Source organism: Brevibacillus sp. SAFN-007a (assembly GCF_051967035.1).
GTDB lineage: Bacteria > Bacillota > Bacilli > Brevibacillales > Brevibacillaceae > Brevibacillus.
In genome coordinates, this window is record NZ_JBQCKK010000005.1 from 83,767 (window position 1) to 98,823 (window position 15,057).

Sequence of the window (15,057 nt, forward strand, 5' to 3'; positions counted from 1 at the left end):
GCGGGTTTGTGCTTATTTCTCCGATAACGTCAGGCGGTGTACGCCAAGCGATCGGTACTCCTCCATGGTCTGGGTCGCCAAAGCCGTCCAGTTGTACTGATGCAATACGTCATTTCGGGCTGTCTGCGCCAGCTGACGCCGTTTTTCCGGGTCCTGCAAAAGCCAGCGGAGCTGATCGGTGAGCGAATCCGGATTGCCCGCGTACATCGTCGCCCCGTTTTCTCCGTGCCGGACGATTTCGCGAAGCCCGCCCGTGTCTGCCGCCACAATCGGCACGCCCAACGCCATCGCTTCCAGCGCCACGATGCCAAACGGCTCATACAGACTGGGGAAAACGGCCAGATCTGCTAGGACGAACAACTGGTCTCGCCGTGTGTCGTCGACAAAGCCGAGGAACCTCACGCGATCCGCAATGCCCATCTCCTCTGCACGCCGTTGCCACTCTCCTTGCATCGGTCCTTTGCCCGCAATGAGCAATGTGGCATGACCAAACTCATAGCGCAGTCTCGCCATTGCTTCGAGCAGAAGGTGGACTCCTTTTTCCTGCACCAGACGGCCGACAAAAAAGAGAATGGGGCCATCGCCAATCGACAACTCTTCCCGCAGCTTGGCTTTGTCGAATGCGGGCGGCGGCGAGAGATCGACACCGTTGTATATGACGCGCAGCTTCGACTCGGAAATGCCGAACAGCCGCCGCACTTCTTCTGCCATATAGTGACTGCACACAATCACCCGATCCGAGGTGTGGGCCAGCGTTCTCTCGCTCTCGTGAATCCGCTGCTGAAACGGCGTGTGAATCCCTTGGTGCCGTCCGTGCTCCAGGGCGTGAATCGTACTGATGAGCGGAAGCGCGTAGCGTTCCCTGATTTCCATGGCCGCCCAGCCGACCAGCCAATCATGGGCGTGAATGATATCGGGACGCACGCCGCTTTTCCACAACCGTTCGGCGGCATCTGCCATGGCGAGATTAAGCTGGAACACCCATGACAGAAAATCTTCTTGTTCGGCGGGAATGTACGTGGGCAAACGGTGTACGTGGACACCATCCATGACTTCCTCCGCCACGCTCCCATCCGAGGCCCGGGTCAGCACATGCACCGCGAGGCCCTGACGCACCAGATGCCGGGCGAGATCGTAGACGGCGCGGCCGAGTCCGCCTACCACATGCGGCGGAAATTCCCAGGCCAGCATCAGAACGACTCCCGCTGGCTCCGGCCCTTTGCTTGCCGCTACCAACTGACGCGATACGTTCACTTTATGCGCTTGTTTGGGCAAATAGTACGTCTCATCCATGTGGGGAAAGATCGGGAAAGCCGTTTCCATCTGTGCGATTTTCTCTCTATCCAACCGGTTTTCGCGAAGCATGGCGAGCAACTCGCGCATGCCGACCAGATGGTCATGCGTGCGGCGCACCGCATATTCGACGACCGTTTGCCCATCCAGAATGAACGCCCAGTCGCTGCTTTGCGCCAGCATCAGCTCTCTGGCCGCTTGTCGCAAGGCGCGGCTGGCCAGCTCGTCGCGCTCCGGATCCTGTCCCTTGTTCTCGTAAAATGCGGTCACCGCCTCAATCAAGTCGCGCTCTGCCTGGTGCAGATGCCGATACACCCACCCGTTTTTTTCGTTCAGCCACACTTCCCCGTAGCCGTTGCGCCCCCAGGTCGACATCGGCAAAAATCCGCGATCTTGCTCGGGGTACTCCGCGAGGTACTCGGACGGGGTAATCAGCTTGACCGTCTGGGAGTCGCACGCGGTCTTGCGCAGCAAATAGTCCAGAAACTGCGGACCCTCGTACCACCAATGCCCGAACAGCTCGGCGTCGTACGTGGCGACGACCAATGGCTTGCGGTCCATCCAGGCTGCCGCTTCTTCGACCTGGCGCTCCCGGTGATACAGGAAGTGGCCTGCATGCAAGGCGGCCTTTTCCCGTGCCCAGTCCGGCTCGTACAGCTGCTTTTCCCCGTGAGGTCCTGTAATCCGGTGGTACTTCAATCCGGTGTGGACGCGGATGCCGGCCGGATGAATGTACGGCTCGATATAGCTCATCTCCCTGTCGAATCCGATATCCCGATAATATTCCCGGTAGTCGTAATCGCCCGGATAGCCGTCGACAGAACTCCACACCTGACTGGAAGCGATTTGATCTCGGGCAAACGCCGCTACGTCATGCGGAGTGGCGAGCGGAGCGAGTACGCCTCTTCTCGGTTGCGGTGTGGCGTGCTCGATCGTGTGGGAGTCGACGAAAAAGTAGTGCAGCCCTACCTCTTTCAGCAGCCGATCCAGCCCTGGCGTATAGCCGCACTCGGGAAGCCAGATTCCGCGCGGGCGCCTGCCGAGGATTCGTTCGTGCGTGTCGATCCCGACCCGAAGCTGCGCCAGAATCGCTTCCTCGGTTTCCACAAAAGGCAGAAACGCATGTGTCGCCGCGCAGGTAATCAACTCCAGGCAACCGCTGTCCGCCACGCGCTTGAAGCCTTCGACCAGCCGGTAATCCAGCTTGCTGCAAAACGACGCGATCGCACGAAACCGTTCCAGATACATTTTGGCGATGCGCTGTTCAGGCGGGTTGTTCGCCGCGCGCTTTACTTCTTTGCCTGCCAGCTCCACCGTTTTGGCGAGATGAGTGCGAAACCGCGACACGATAAGCTCGTCGTCCAGCATGGACAGCAAGGTAGGAGACAGGGCAAGGGTCATGCGAAAAGCGATCTTGTCCGAGAGAAGCTTGTCGAATACCATGAGCAGCGGGATGTAGCATTCCAGCATGGCCTCGTACATCCAGCGCTCTTCGAGGCGATCGTCCCGGTCCCCGTGCCGTACGTAAGGCATGTGGGCATGCAGCACGAGGGAGAGATAACCGTTGTGCACAGTGGACACCTCACTTATTTGGATGTTTTGGAATAGAGGGAATACGAGGAAAAGTTCTCAAACCAGGCAGGTGTTGAAGGATCAGATGCAGGCTCCACCAACGGCTCTCCCCAGACAGCTTTTGTATTTCGAGGAGTCACGACCACGTCCGAGCGCAAAATCGGACAAAAACGACCATGCTCAAATAATCCGAAGTCCATGATATACGTTCGCCCTGGCAATACATCGTACACGTACCAGGAGTGCGCTTCCTCGCCTACCAGGATATCCCGGACGGAATGGGCATTCTGCCCGTCAAACAGGCGTTCCGTCACGTCGTACAGACGCAGGCCCTTTTGAATATGGCGAAAATCGGCTCGTAAATACGATGCCACCATCCTCATTCGGGGCCAGGTGATTTCCCAGTAGACGAACAGTACGGTCGGACTTTGCGCCATCACCTTGACGATATCTCGTCCGTAAAAGGCCGGCAGCTGCCAATCCTCATTTCGGCGGGATGGCCGCGAAGGCGTCTGTCGATTCTCCGCCGACACACTCTCCACCTTCGCTCTGTCTTTTTGCAGACGATATTTTACCTGGCCTATGGTTAACCCGCATTCTTTGGCAATTTGTGCGATGGATTTGGATTGTGCACGTAATTCGAGAATTTTTTCCAGCATCGTGATGCGCTCCTTTCCGCCAAGTTTCCCTCCACGATCCGCTTGCGTGTCGTCTTTGTCTATTCACAATGTCATCATAGCGAAAGCTGCGAACAAAGACTGTCGAATGTTGGACGCGCATCCCTTCTTCTTTTGTCGATAAACGACCATGTTTTCGTCATTGCCAAACAAAAGTCGAGAAAGCGGTCCGGGAAATCGTTTTCACAAGTCGAATGCTGCCTCGCTTTCCTCGCTTTCTTTCCCCGGTTTTTTCCTGACCTTTCCATCTTATAAAGACCCAAGAACTTCCATGCATTACTTTATGAAAAATTGATCGCCAAACATCATTGGAACAAGCGAATTTTTTTAAAAGGCAGGGCCACCGCTTGTTCAGGCACGCAAAAAAACCCGCCTTGTCAGCGGGTTGGTCTTGCGCTTATCTGCGTTTCGTAATTCTGCCCGCACTCCCTGCCTTCGTGCGCGGGGGCGACTTGCTTTTGGGCTTGGAAAACACGGACGACTTTTGGGAAGAAACAGACGGGCTGCTGTCGGACGAGCGAATGATTTTGCCTGTGCTTCCGCTAGACGACGTGTCCTGCTTTTGGAACAGGTTGCCGTCCTGGCCGACCGTACCGCTGCCCTTCTTTTTGCTGTCACTGCGCTTGAAGATGCTGCCTGTGCCTTCCTTCGTGATCGGCGGCGCAGCCTTTTTCTCCGCCTCGGACGGCACGTGGTAGCTGCCTGCCGGCTTGTAAACGTCCTTGCTCGCATAGCCGCGATAGCTGCCCTTCGAACTTTTTTTCTGTCCATCGAACAGGTCATCGAGGACGCTGGCCAGGATGTAGCCCTGCAAAAAGGACGAATCGTAGTTTTCCCGGACGTACTCCTTCGTATCGACCTCAATCAGCGTATCGGACGGCTTCGCCTGATCCTGCTGCAAATGGTACAGCTCGTCAGGGTAGATCAGGAACATGTGCTCGGCATCTTCTTTGGAAATCTCGTCCGGCTGCTTCTGGTCCGCAAGCTCCTTCGCTACCTCGGGCACCGTCTTGTTTTCGGCGCGATAAATGCGCGACGTCTGCCCTTTGTCCTTGGTGGAGACGGATTCCAGCGGGTAGCTTTCGCCGATCGCGGGACTGCCGCAGCCAGCCAGCAGAAGCAGGAACACCGCCGGGATCAGCAGGAGCTTGATCGTTTTCATCCAACCATTCGGCATACTCATCTCTCCTTACGTTCCGCGAAGTACCTGCACATCCGCCGGCAATACCGCCTCTCCCTCATACAGCATGAACCGTCCGTCCTGCCATTCGATCCGCAACAGCTCGCGTCCATCGGATTGGAACTGCCACGTGTACTGTTCGCCGGACGTCTGGAACGGCGCTTTGCCAACCACCTGGATTCTGCCGTTGTACTGCTCCTCCAGATGGTACGTCACACCGTCCATTTCAATCGTGGTCGGCACTTCGTCGACGGAATCCAGGCGGCCGTCGATCAGGCTGTACAACTGAAAAATCGTTTTTTCGCGTTCTTCCATGTAAAAATAGCGGATGGTCGTTCCATCCTGCAAAGTCAGCATCGTCGCGTTGCGGCTCATATAGGTCGACTTTCCCGTTACCTGGTAGGTGACAAGCGAGACTTCCACCACATCGCCGGGGCCGACAGTCAGGATGCTCTTTTCCGGCGCAGGCGGCTCATGCCTGGCAAACAAGTTTTGCATGCGTTTGAACAAACTCATCTGGTCCTACTCCTTCCTAAGCCTTCCCTAGACCAATGCGCCCAGAATAAGGGCGCCGACCACGTGCAGCGATCCCGCCACCATGGCGTGTCCTACCATGCCTTGCTGCGTTCCGCGCTCCAGGTCAAGTCCGGTAAAGGTCTTCAACAACAGCTCGGCGATTTTCTCCAGCAACAGCAAGATGATAAAGGAGACCACAGATACCAACAGCGCGATCCACAGATCGTTTGCATTCAAAATCGACTGCGACAAAATGTATCCTTGGGCAAACAGCTTCATGACAAAACGTGTGGTGACAGCCACGTTGCCTTTTTTGATTTCCGCGATGTCCTTGTATTTGGTGAACAGCGTGTCAATCCACATCAACAAGAACAAGAGAATGCCGCCAGCTCCTGTCCAGACCAGCATGGCCAGTATTTGCCGCAACTCCACATCGATCCCTCCGTAGTCAAAAAAGATGAGAAAGCTCGACTTCGCCAACCGTTTGGGGCGGCGAAGCCTGTATGGGGTCCAATTGATCCCGCAAAGAAAAAGGGGCACCGCCCTAGCGGTTTACCCCTCGTATTTTTTCAACAGTGCGGCCAGCTCGTCTTCGACCTCCTGGTCTTTGGAGAGCTTGGCGATCTCGTCGTCAAGCGAGCTTTGCTGTTTGTACAGCTCCCCGCTTGCCTCGGCCTCCGCCTCCATTTGCAGCGCTTTTTCTTCCATGCGCTTTAGGCCCGCCATCGCCGAGTTGCTGTCGAATCCGGCCATCGTCTGGTTGATCGTCTTCTGGGCTTTGGCCGCATTCACGCGGGCAACGAGCGTCTCGCGCTTGTTTTTCAGCTCGGTAATCTGTTTCTTCATCTCCGTCAGCTTGTCGCGCAGTCCGTCCGCCGCCAGCTTGTTTTTCTCGTACGCTTCCTTGTATTCAGCCCTTTTTTGTTCAGCCGCTTTCTTCTCTTCCAGTGCGCGGCGGGCCAGGTCGATATTTTTCGCTTGCGCAGCTACGTGTGCCTGCTCATCGCGCTTTTTCACCAGCGCTTCCTGCTCTTCATACAGCAGCTTGAATTTTTTCTCCAGGGCGATTTGGGCAGCGACCGCTTTTTCTGCTTCGCTCAGGTCTTCTTGCATATCGCGCAAGTATTGATCCGTCATTTTGATCGGATCTTCCGCTTTTTCGATCAAGGCATACAGGTTGGACATGGTCAAATCGCGAAGCCGTTTGAAAATGGACATGTTCATTCCTCCTTCAGTACGATCTGGGTCATTCGCCCAGCTTTTCCGCACTCTGTATACCTGTATCTACGTTCCTTACGCAAGCAAGTTTCAAAATCAAATGGCCTTTTTCTGCCTCAGGAGCTTTTTTCCTTGAGCGGCGGCAGGCTGATTTTGGCCTTTTTCTCTGCTTCCTCCCAGTGCAAGTAGGCGTCGAAGCGTTCTTTTCCTTTGACAAAGCCTTTGATGAGATTCGTCTTGCCCGTCTCCATCAGTTTTTTGACGGCAGCGGGCGTGATCTTTTTCCCCAGGATCGTCTTCGACACGGTCACGGCGCACTGCGATTTTTTATAGTTGGCGCATCCGTAAAAATCGCCCTTGTCCACGAGATCCCCGCCGCATGCCCGGCACACCGCCACTTTGGAGCCGAGCGAGAACTTCGTCGTCTGCTTCGACTTGGGCAGCGCTTCGACGTCGTATCCGTCCAGCTTCCACTCGCGCGACTGCTGGACGGCATCCTCGACGATCTTGTGCGAGAGCTTGCGCACCTGTTCCATAAAAGCTTGCGGGGAAGCCTCCCCTTGTCCGATTTCCTGAAGGCGCTGCTCCCATCTCGCCGTCATTTCCGGGGAGGCGAGAATTTTGTCGCCGATTACCTCGATGAGCAGCATGCCTTTTTGCGTCGCGAATACCTGGTTTTTGCGCACCTCGATGTATTTGCGCTCCTTGAGCATGTTGATGATTCCCGCCCGGGTCGCTTCCGTGCCCAACCCTTCCGTTTTCATCAACACCTGCTCCAGCTCCTGGTTGTCGAGGTGCTTGCCCGCTGTCTTCATCAACGTAATCAACTGGCCCTCCGTGTAGCGCTTGGGGGGCTGGGTCTTGCTCTCCTTGGCCTCTACCTTGTGTACCTTCCCCGTCTCGCCTTTGGCGAGCGGCGGCAGCACCGCTTCCTTATCTTCTTTTTCCTCGTCGAACAAAACCTCGCGCCAGCCTGCGCGAATTTGCACCTTTCCTTTGCTGATGAACACGGCGCGGCCATCGACGAGCGTCTTCACCGTCGTGTAATCGAACAGCGCGCTTTCCTGGTGCGCGGCGATGAGACGTCTCGCAACCAGGTCGTATATGTTCCGCTCCTCGCCACTTAACCTCGCGACGGTTGGTACCTGCTCGGTAGGAATGATCGCATAGTGATCGGTCACCTTTTTCTGGTTCACATACCGCTTGTCCTGGGCGATGGACGCTTTGGACAGGGGAAAGTGCGACTGGTACTCCGGCTGCCTGGACAGCTTCGCCAAAATGTCGGGAAACGTCTTCGCCTCTTCTTGCGTCACAAACGACGAGTCGGAGCGCGGGTACGACAAAATTCCTTTCACGTACAGCTTTTGCGCGATTTCCAGCGTCTTCTGCGGCGAGTACTTGAACATTTTGTTCGCGGTCGCTTGCAGCGAGGAGAGGTTGAACAAGTACGGCGGCAAAAATTCTTTGCGCTCCGTCTCCACTTCGCTCACTTCTGCCGGCTTGTCCCGGCAAAACGCGGCGATTCGCTCCGCGAGCTGCGGGTCGAGAATGCGCGATTCTCCGTCGTCCTTGTGCCAGACGCCTTCGTAGCGCTTCTTGCCGATCGCAAAGGTCGCCTTGACCTCCCAGAACGGCTCGGGCTTGAACGCGGCGATTTCCTTTTCCCGCTTGACGACCAGCGCGAGCGTCGGCGTCTGCACCCGACCTGCGGAAAACACGTCGTTGATCCCTTTTTGCTTCAGCAGGAGCGTGTACACGCGCGAAGCGTTCATTCCGACCAGCCAGTCCGCGCAAGAGCGGCTGTACGCCTCGTGGTACAGATTGCGCGTCTCTGTCTCGTCGAGCAACGCGGAAAACCCTGCGGTCACGGCGCGCTCCGTCAGCGAAGAAATCCACAGCCGCTTCATCGGCTTCTTCACTTTGCACATTTCGACGATGGTGCGGACGATCAGCTCTCCTTCCCGGCCCGCGTCGCCTGCATGGATGATTTCCGTAACGTCTGTGCGTTTCAGCAATTGTTTGATGATGCCAAACTGCTTTGCTTTGGACTTCATCACCTGGTAGTGAAACGACTCGGGGATGAGCGGCAGTGTGGAGAGCGACCACTTTTTCCACGCCGGGTTATACGCCTCTGGCGGCACCAGCTCACAGATGTGTCCGACCGCCCAGGTAAAAAAAGCCCCCTTGGGAAAAATCCGGTTGGGGTGCACTTCGATAAAGCCTTGCTGTTTTTTATGGGGAAACGGACTGGCAAGCTTCATGGCCTGGTCCGGTTTCTCTGCTATGACGACTTTCATGCCTGCTCTTCTCCTACATGTGTAATCTCTCCTTCTATTCTACTACATCCGGCAGGCGAAGCTGAAAAAATAGACAGAAAAGCGTCGCGGCCTCTTACGAACCGAACAGCTTCCCTTTTGCCAGCACGGCCCGCTCGATTTTTTCCAGCGCCTGGCAGTACGCCTCCTCAGCGCAGAAAGAAGCGGGTTGCTCCCGAGACAAGAGCAGCTGGCGCATGACGCCTTTGGTCGCGGGGTACCAGTCCGCCGCCTTGGGCGCCTCGTGCCGAACTTGCTTCCAGACGTGCCGCAGCGCAGGGGAGTACAGCCGATTGGCGCCAGGTAACAGCTGGCAGCCGCCTAGCTTTTTCTGGTGGGCCTTGCCTGGCGCCGTCTCGCGCAAATCATGGAACAGGTGCGGCCAAAAATCTTTTCGCGAACCGGTGTGCGGCTTGTCGCTGGCCCACTGTATGGCGCCTTCCCTGAGCCGGAGGGAAGTGAACAACAGGCTGTACAATCTTTTGCCCAGCTCGATGCGCTCTGCCAAGGAGGCAAAGTGAAAAACAGGTGCGCCTGCAAGCCGCAACGCTCCGTCCTCCTGCCCCTCTGCCCTGTACGGAAACAGGATCAGATTGAGCCGCAGCACCTCCTGCAAGGCAAACGGCAGCGTCTTGACCACCGTCGTCTGGTAGGTTTCGTCGCTCATCATGTGCGTCTCCAAATAATGCTGTTCGTTCATAATCAGGCCGACCGTAAGCAGCTTGCTGTCGCCCGTTTTCCAGAAATGGTTCCAGACGGCCTGCATGAACACGGAGACGTGCAGTTCGGGAAGCAGGTGAAAAAGAGTGGTCTGTCGCTTCACGCTTTCCTCATACAGTAATAATTGAGGGTATGCATCGTGAAAAATCAGCCAGTTGCCCCGCTCCAAAAACGAAAAATAGTCCTGCTGCACGTTTGCCGGAAGCAGCCGCGGCAATAGCTCCCCGCGCAGATCGGTCATGCTCCAGCCGGCGTTGCGCGAGACGAGGTGCGCCAAAAGTGCCCAGTGAACCTCCGGATGCTTGCGAAAAAACGTCAAATAGGCGCTCGTCCGGTCTACGTTGTCGCCGTTGCTCGCTTCTGTTTTGTGCCTGATTTCTGCGACGGTCTCCCGCTCGTGGGGGAGGGGCGACTTGGCCGCCTGTCTCGTTTCCGTCGCTTTCACAAGCTCGCGTGCGAGCGGCCATAAAGCCGGATTCGCAGGCCATGACCATCCCATACCGTTCCCTCCTGCCTGGCAAACGCATTTTTTGTATACGGGCAGCTAAGACTGGCCAAAGGCTTGGCGCAGCCCAATCAAGTTTGCGAAATCGAGGTGTTTTCGTTGCGCGACGTACACCAGGAAATCAGCCGGATTCAGTCCGTTGTCCTGCACAGCCAAAAGCAGGACGGCTCCTGGCGCTTCTGTCTGGAAAGCTCTCCGACGACAGACGCCCACATGATGATCCTCTTGCGGACGCTCGGGATGGATGATGAGCGGCTCATGGACGGGCTGACGGCGCGGATCGCCGCCCTTCAGCAAGAAAATGGCGCCTGGAAGCTGTACCCGGACGAGGCCGAGGGAAATCTCTCGACGACTGTCGATTGCTACTATGCGCTGTTGCTTTCGCGCCGCTATGAAAAAAAGGAGCCGCGAATGGCTCGCGCCCGCGCGTTCATTCGCGCCAAAGGCGGCCTGAGCGAGGCCAACCTGCTGACGAAGTTTGCCGCCGCGCTGACAGGACAGTACCAGTGGCCCGCTCATTTTCTTGTCCCTGTGGAAATAGCACTCTTGCCCCCAAGTTCTCCGATCAGCTTTTACGATTTTGTCGGGTACGCCCGTGTGCATCTGGCCCCGATGATGATTGTCGCCGACCGCAAATACGCCCACGTGACGGCGGATACACCCGATCTGTCCGATCTGTATGTGAACCCTTCCCTCGCCCCCGGCCTCTATCCCCATCGATTGCTGGAGCGCTTCACGCAGGGCGGCCAGCACTTTTTGGCCTCCATCCACGAGTACGTGCTGCGCTTGCCGTTTTTGCCCGGCCTGTTGCACGAACTGTCCTTGCGCCGATTGGAGCAGTTCATCCTGGCGCGTGTGGAGGCAGACGGGACGCTGTACAACTACTCGACCTCGACGTTCTTCATGATCTTTGCCCTGCTTGCCCGCGGCTACTCTGTGCGGGATCCGCTGATTGCAAGAGCGATGTCAGGGCTGCGCGAGTCTGTTTGCCAAACGGCGGAAGGCGCGCATGTGCAGCTGGCGACCTCTGCCGTCTGGGACACGGCGCTACTGTCGCATGCCTTGCAGCAAAGCGGCCTGCCCGCAAGCCACCCTGCCATCCAGCGGGCGAACCGCTATTTGCTGCAAAAACAGCAGCATACGTACGGAGACTGGAAAATTCGCAATCCGGCAGGAATTCCTGGCGGTTGGGGCTTTTCCGACCACAATACGATGAATCCGGACATCGACGACACGACAGCGGCCCTGCGCGCTCTGCGCAGCCAGTCCCGCCTGGACAAAACAACCGCTGCCGCCTGGAAGCGCGGACTGGATTGGCTGTTGTCCATGCAAAACGACGATGGCGGCTGGCCTGCCTTTGAAAAAAATACGGATTCCCCACTCATTTCCAGCCTGCCGATCGAAGGCGCAGATACCGTCAGCACCGATCCGTCCTCGGCTGATTTGACCGGGAGAACATTGGAGTTTCTCGGGCGCTACGCCGGGTACAAAGAGAGCGACGCTCCTGTGCAAAAAGCGGTTCGCTGGCTGCTCGCCCGCCAGGAAGCGGACGGCTCCTGGTACGGCAGATGGGGAATCGCCTATTTGTACGGGACGTGGGCGGCGCTCACCGGACTGATGGCCGTCGGTGTCTCTCCTGCTCACCCGGCGGTCCAGAAAGCGGTCGACTGGCTGACGCGGCAGCAAAATGCCGACGGCGGCTGGGGCGAATCGTGCCACAGCGACGAGAAAAAAACGTACGTCCCCCTCGGAGCCAGCACGCCATCGCAAACCGCCTGGGCGCTCGATGCCCTGATCGCCGTACATCCCCGGCCGACTCCGGCCATGGAGCGAGGCATCGACTATTTATCCAGACAAAGCCAGGCAACAGACTGGACCACCGCTTATCCGACAGGCGGCGGACGCCCCGGCGGCACTTATTTTGCCTATCACAGCTACCGCTGGATTTGGCCGTTGCTCGCCCTGAGCCACTACCGGAACAAATACGTGTCCACTAGCTAGACGAGGCGCTCAGTCGCCTCGTCTCGTCGGTGTGGTCGGCCGGATCGGAACTTCTTTGCTGAAAATGAGCGAGTCGTCCGCCGTGTCAAAAACCGACGAACAGCTGATGACATCCGCATCCCCGATCAGCACGAGCGACGACTGCTGCACGCCCCCCATCTTGATTTCGCCCACGGCGATTTTTTTGTTGGTGACCTTCATGTTCATCGCGCTTCCTCTCCTTTTTCTATCCTCGCCAAACTCTCCTGCCTGTCGCTGCTGTATCGTATGCCCACGTGGCCCGGTGCGGACCGCATCCGCACGAAAAACAGGTATGAACACCCAGTGCCGTCACACATACAATACAAAAAGGAGTCTCCCGAGAGGATGTGTCGAAGCTGCCAGCCATTGTTGGAGTCATCAACGTGAACAGCATAAGCGGCGTCTTCAATGTCGGAGACGTCCGCAGAATCTCGCCTGTCAGCTATACCAAAACGTTTGCCGGCGGCGGATCGTTCAACTCAGGCACCAATCTTTCGTTCAAAATTCCCCGCAGCGTTGTCTATATAAATGAGACAGCGGGCAACGAACTGCCGATTTTTGTGGAGGACACAAGCGACTCGGCGGCAAAGGGACGGGATGTTTCATGAACTTTTTCGTTCATCAAAACATTGTCATCCACAGTTTGAAAATTGATGGCATCACCAACTCGTCGGTTTGCCAAATTGGCAGCGCAGGTATGATTAAACCGTTATCGCAGATGTACAACACAGGCGGGTTCACGGAGCCGGCTCCCCCTGCGGGGCCACTGCCCGAGACTTCGTCCGAGGAGTTCATTCCGCTTGTGCCCTTGGTTGCGCCTTCGCGCTAACCGGCTTTACGTTTGATGAAGAAGGATGATCGTCATGTACATGGGTCCCGAAATGAGGCAGTATTTGCAACAGTTACATGACTATATACAAGCGCAGAACAAAAAATTGGAGAAAATGAAGCAAATGATAGAAGAACTGCAACAGGACGTCCAGGACTTGAAGGAAAAGCAGGTTCCTTCCGTCATCAAAAACGAATACAAATTCGATCTGCTGAAAGTCGAACGGCTGGAAGGAACGCTCAACATCGGTCTCAACCCGAAGAGCAACGATTCCGGCATCGGCGATTTTTCCATTAACCAAAGCATGGATGTGCCGAACGGGGAGAAACAAACCGCGCCTTTGTTTGACCGCGTGCAAAAAGAAATTTACCGTTACTTGACATCTGACGCCTACCAGGTGCTGGAACGAATCGAGGAAGAGTGCGGTTATCCGCTGAACGACGATTACCGGGACTTCATTTTGGGAGATATCAAAAAGCAGATCGACCAGCGCATCCGTCACTATGTCAATCAGCTACAGACCGATGAGTGGGAGCCTGAGCAGCTCGACGCCTGGGTGGAGAAAACCGTGCAGAAGGTCAAGCGCGATATCGAAAAAACGTGTGAAAGCTTTATCAAAAATCTCCCGCGCGAGGTGAACGAAACCGGACATGATCTACCAAGTGATAAACGGTGACCTATGCGTGCGCAGCGTCTCAATCGAAGCCCTGTCGTCTTCGGCCTCCCTGTTTATCGGCGACATGACGACGGTCACGCTGCTCTCGTTCTACGAAACGCCACCCGAGTCCATGATTCTCGGAGCGATCCCGGTTGATACGGCACTCACTCCACCTTGAGGAGGTTCCCTGGATGCATCGAAGAACGAGCCATGTCAAAAAGCTGAACAGCCTCTCCATCGACGATTCCTCCGTCTTGCAGATCGGGGACTCGAAGGAAATCAACGCCCAGGCCAACGTATTGGCTGTACAACGGGAAAAAGCCATCTTTTATGCGCACGAATTTGAATTTGAAGATTACGCGATGTTTTCTGTGCCGCTCTCTCCTCCTTGTCCGGTCGAGCCGATGTGTCTCGATACGTTTCACGACTGTTCCCATATTCACGTTAGGACGGTCCATGTTCCGTTTGCGGCGGCCTCTTCGCTGATCCATATCGGCTCAACCGACCATCTGACCCTGGAAACGCGCGTGAAAAACATCCGGCACCTGCTTCGCGACGAGCCCAAACGAGAAAGGAGGAGCTAGCCGTGCCTTCCGTAGTGGGAGCTGTCAATATCAACAGCAACTCGGGAACCGTAAACTTCGGGGACACCTTGAACATTTCGCCCAAATCCGCCTCCAAGACCTTTTCCGGCTCGGGCGGCAGCAATACGGGCAACGTCGTGAACACGATCAACGGCGCCAATGCCACAAATACGTTTGATCCGAACCTCGTGGATCAGCCGCTGGTCGGAAATATATGAACGGACGGTGTTAATGGCTTCCATTAGCACTGTCTCTGTCTGGACGCGGACATGCTTTCTCTTCGCCCCTGCCCGATGCAAAAACAGAAAAAGAGGAGGGGCGAAAAGTTCCTCCTCTACAGCTTCGCCTTGAACGTTGTTTTTCGTTCGCGGTAATCGGCATCACGCTGCAAACAAATGTCCAGCAAGCCATCCTGGTACTGTGCTCTCATCCCTTTGGCGATCACCGGGGCAGGCAGCTCGATTTTCCGGTAAAAAGGGCCGTAGCTTCTCTCCGCCTTCACGCATGAGCCTTTGTCATCCGGCTGCTTGATCTCCCCTTTGATTTCCAGCACTTTTTGTTCGACAAGCGCAATCTCCAGGCTGTCGCGCACAAAGCCCGGCAACTCGCAGCATACGATCACGGACTGCTCCGACAAGAACACGTCCGTCAGCGGAAACTCTTCTGACTCTTCGACCTGCACCACGCGCAGCGGCCTATCCTTTGCCTTCTTCCCTTTCTTTCCGACGGTCGGCACGATTTTCGCGGCAGAGGCCGCCGACTGATCGGGAGCTTTCTTGCTGAGCGCCGCAATGTTTTCCCAAAAGTTCACATCCATGATCTGATTCATCTGGCGCAAGGCTCCCCATGGATGGTCTTTGTCCAGGTTTAATTTTGCCAAGCTTTGCGATGCTTTTTGCAGCTGCTGCATCGTCTCCTGCCAATTTTTCAAGAACATCGTCTCCCTTCCCGAAAGCAGGCAGCGCTTT

Annotated in this window: 17 protein-coding genes; 7 read left to right on the top strand and 10 right to left on the bottom strand. The window is 56.2% G+C overall.

Annotation, left to right across the window (positions count from 1 at the left end; all coding sequences use genetic code 11):
* Positions 1 to 12: 12 nt before the first annotated feature.
* The 8 genes from ACTHO6_RS08320 to ACTHO6_RS08355 form a co-directional block, all read right to left on the bottom strand.
* A complete protein-coding gene (locus tag ACTHO6_RS08320; protein ID WP_440241078.1) occupies positions 13 to 2,865 on the bottom strand; it encodes a 1,4-alpha-glucan branching protein domain-containing protein in 2,853 nt (950 codons plus the stop codon).
* A 14-nt stretch (positions 2,866 to 2,879) separates the two neighbouring features.
* On the bottom strand, positions 2,880 to 3,524 hold the full coding sequence (locus ACTHO6_RS08325; protein ID WP_440241079.1) for a DUF4912 domain-containing protein: 645 nt from the start codon (positions 3,522 to 3,524) through the stop codon (positions 2,880 to 2,882).
* Positions 3,525 to 3,939: 415 nt separating this feature from the next.
* The gene (locus ACTHO6_RS08330) at positions 3,940 to 4,719 is read right to left on the bottom strand and encodes a DUF4247 domain-containing protein (protein ID WP_440241080.1); all 780 of its coding nucleotides are present in this window, start codon (positions 4,717 to 4,719) and stop codon (positions 3,940 to 3,942) included.
* A gap of 12 nt (positions 4,720 to 4,731) precedes the next feature.
* Positions 4,732 to 5,238 (bottom strand): DUF4178 domain-containing protein, encoded by a 507-nt coding sequence (locus ACTHO6_RS08335; RefSeq protein ID WP_440241081.1) that lies wholly within the window; start codon positions 5,236 to 5,238, stop codon positions 4,732 to 4,734.
* 27 nt (positions 5,239 to 5,265) lie between these two features.
* Complete coding sequence (locus tag ACTHO6_RS08340; protein ID WP_440241082.1) at positions 5,266 to 5,670, bottom strand: DUF350 domain-containing protein; 405 nt, start codon at positions 5,668 to 5,670, stop codon at positions 5,266 to 5,268.
* Between the two features lie 120 nt (positions 5,671 to 5,790).
* A complete protein-coding gene (locus ACTHO6_RS08345; protein ID WP_440241083.1) occupies positions 5,791 to 6,456 on the bottom strand; it encodes a PspA/IM30 family protein in 666 nt (221 codons plus the stop codon).
* 116 nt (positions 6,457 to 6,572) lie between these two features.
* Positions 6,573 to 8,753: a DNA topoisomerase III gene (locus ACTHO6_RS08350; protein ID WP_440241084.1), complete on the bottom strand. Its 2,181-nt coding sequence runs from the start codon at positions 8,751 to 8,753 to the stop codon at positions 6,573 to 6,575.
* A gap of 94 nt (positions 8,754 to 8,847) precedes the next feature.
* Entirely contained in the window at positions 8,848 to 9,990 is a 1,143-nt protein-coding gene (locus tag ACTHO6_RS08355) for a DUF2515 domain-containing protein (RefSeq protein WP_440241085.1), read from the bottom strand.
* 105 nt (positions 9,991 to 10,095) lie between these two features.
* Between ACTHO6_RS08355 and shc the strand changes: the two genes are divergently transcribed.
* Positions 10,096 to 11,997 (top strand): squalene--hopene cyclase, encoded by a 1,902-nt coding sequence (gene shc, locus ACTHO6_RS08360; protein ID WP_440241086.1) that lies wholly within the window; start codon positions 10,096 to 10,098, stop codon positions 11,995 to 11,997.
* A 9-nt stretch (positions 11,998 to 12,006) separates the two neighbouring features.
* Here shc and ACTHO6_RS08365 read toward each other — a convergent pair whose 3' ends face one another.
* Positions 12,007 to 12,204: a hypothetical protein gene (locus ACTHO6_RS08365; RefSeq protein WP_440241087.1), complete on the bottom strand. Its 198-nt coding sequence runs from the start codon at positions 12,202 to 12,204 to the stop codon at positions 12,007 to 12,009.
* Between the two features lie 197 nt (positions 12,205 to 12,401).
* On the opposite strand from ACTHO6_RS08365, the gene ACTHO6_RS08370 reads away from it, so the two are divergent.
* From ACTHO6_RS08370 to ACTHO6_RS08395, 6 genes are all read left to right on the top strand, one after another.
* The gene (locus tag ACTHO6_RS08370; protein WP_440241088.1) at positions 12,402 to 12,626 is read left to right on the top strand and encodes a spore germination protein; all 225 of its coding nucleotides are present in this window, start codon (positions 12,402 to 12,404) and stop codon (positions 12,624 to 12,626) included.
* The gene (locus ACTHO6_RS08375) at positions 12,623 to 12,847 is read left to right on the top strand and encodes a spore germination protein GerPB (RefSeq protein WP_440241089.1); all 225 of its coding nucleotides are present in this window, start codon (positions 12,623 to 12,625) and stop codon (positions 12,845 to 12,847) included. The genes ACTHO6_RS08370 and ACTHO6_RS08375 overlap by 4 nt, the downstream gene beginning before the upstream one ends.
* A gap of 115 nt (positions 12,848 to 12,962) precedes the next feature.
* Positions 12,963 to 13,523 carry a spore germination protein GerPC gene (locus ACTHO6_RS08380; RefSeq protein ID WP_440241090.1) on the top strand — a complete coding sequence of 187 codons (561 nt, stop codon included), beginning with the start codon at positions 12,963 to 12,965 and terminating at the stop codon, positions 13,521 to 13,523.
* A complete protein-coding gene (locus ACTHO6_RS08385) occupies positions 13,498 to 13,683 on the top strand; it encodes a spore gernimation protein (RefSeq protein ID WP_440241091.1) in 186 nt (61 codons plus the stop codon). The genes ACTHO6_RS08380 and ACTHO6_RS08385 overlap by 26 nt, the downstream gene beginning before the upstream one ends.
* A 13-nt stretch (positions 13,684 to 13,696) precedes the next feature.
* Positions 13,697 to 14,089 (top strand): spore germination protein GerPE, encoded by a 393-nt coding sequence (locus tag ACTHO6_RS08390; RefSeq protein ID WP_440241092.1) that lies wholly within the window; start codon positions 13,697 to 13,699, stop codon positions 14,087 to 14,089.
* Positions 14,090 to 14,091: 2 nt separating this feature from the next.
* Complete coding sequence (locus ACTHO6_RS08395; RefSeq protein ID WP_440241093.1) at positions 14,092 to 14,307, top strand: spore germination protein; 216 nt, start codon at positions 14,092 to 14,094, stop codon at positions 14,305 to 14,307.
* 116 nt (positions 14,308 to 14,423) lie between these two features.
* Here ACTHO6_RS08395 and ACTHO6_RS08400 read toward each other — a convergent pair whose 3' ends face one another.
* Positions 14,424 to 15,020, bottom strand: coding sequence for an Hsp20/alpha crystallin family protein (locus ACTHO6_RS08400; RefSeq protein WP_440241094.1), 597 nt, complete (start codon positions 15,018 to 15,020; stop codon positions 14,424 to 14,426).
* Positions 15,021 to 15,057 lie beyond the last annotated feature (37 nt).

Coding starts and splice junctions, on each gene's coding strand:
- ACTHO6_RS08345 (WP_440241083.1), bottom strand. CDS start 6,456: ATGTCCATTTTCAAACGGCTTCGCGATTTGACCATGTCCAACCTGTAT.
- ACTHO6_RS08390 (WP_440241092.1), top strand. CDS start 13,697: ATGCATCGAAGAACGAGCCATGTCAAAAAGCTGAACAGCCTCTCCATC.
- ACTHO6_RS08325 (WP_440241079.1), bottom strand. CDS start 3,524: ATGCTGGAAAAAATTCTCGAATTACGTGCACAATCCAAATCCATCGCA.
- ACTHO6_RS08380 (WP_440241090.1), top strand. CDS start 12,963: ATGAAGCAAATGATAGAAGAACTGCAACAGGACGTCCAGGACTTGAAG.
- ACTHO6_RS08355 (WP_440241085.1), bottom strand. CDS start 9,990: ATGGGATGGTCATGGCCTGCGAATCCGGCTTTATGGCCGCTCGCACGC.
- ACTHO6_RS08385 (WP_440241091.1), top strand. CDS start 13,498: ATGATCTACCAAGTGATAAACGGTGACCTATGCGTGCGCAGCGTCTCA.
- ACTHO6_RS08365 (WP_440241087.1), bottom strand. CDS start 12,204: ATGAACATGAAGGTCACCAACAAAAAAATCGCCGTGGGCGAAATCAAG.
- ACTHO6_RS08375 (WP_440241089.1), top strand. CDS start 12,623: ATGAACTTTTTCGTTCATCAAAACATTGTCATCCACAGTTTGAAAATT.
- ACTHO6_RS08330 (WP_440241080.1), bottom strand. CDS start 4,719: ATGCCGAATGGTTGGATGAAAACGATCAAGCTCCTGCTGATCCCGGCG.
- ACTHO6_RS08350 (WP_440241084.1), bottom strand. CDS start 8,753: ATGAAAGTCGTCATAGCAGAGAAACCGGACCAGGCCATGAAGCTTGCC.
- ACTHO6_RS08335 (WP_440241081.1), bottom strand. CDS start 5,238: ATGAGTTTGTTCAAACGCATGCAAAACTTGTTTGCCAGGCATGAGCCG.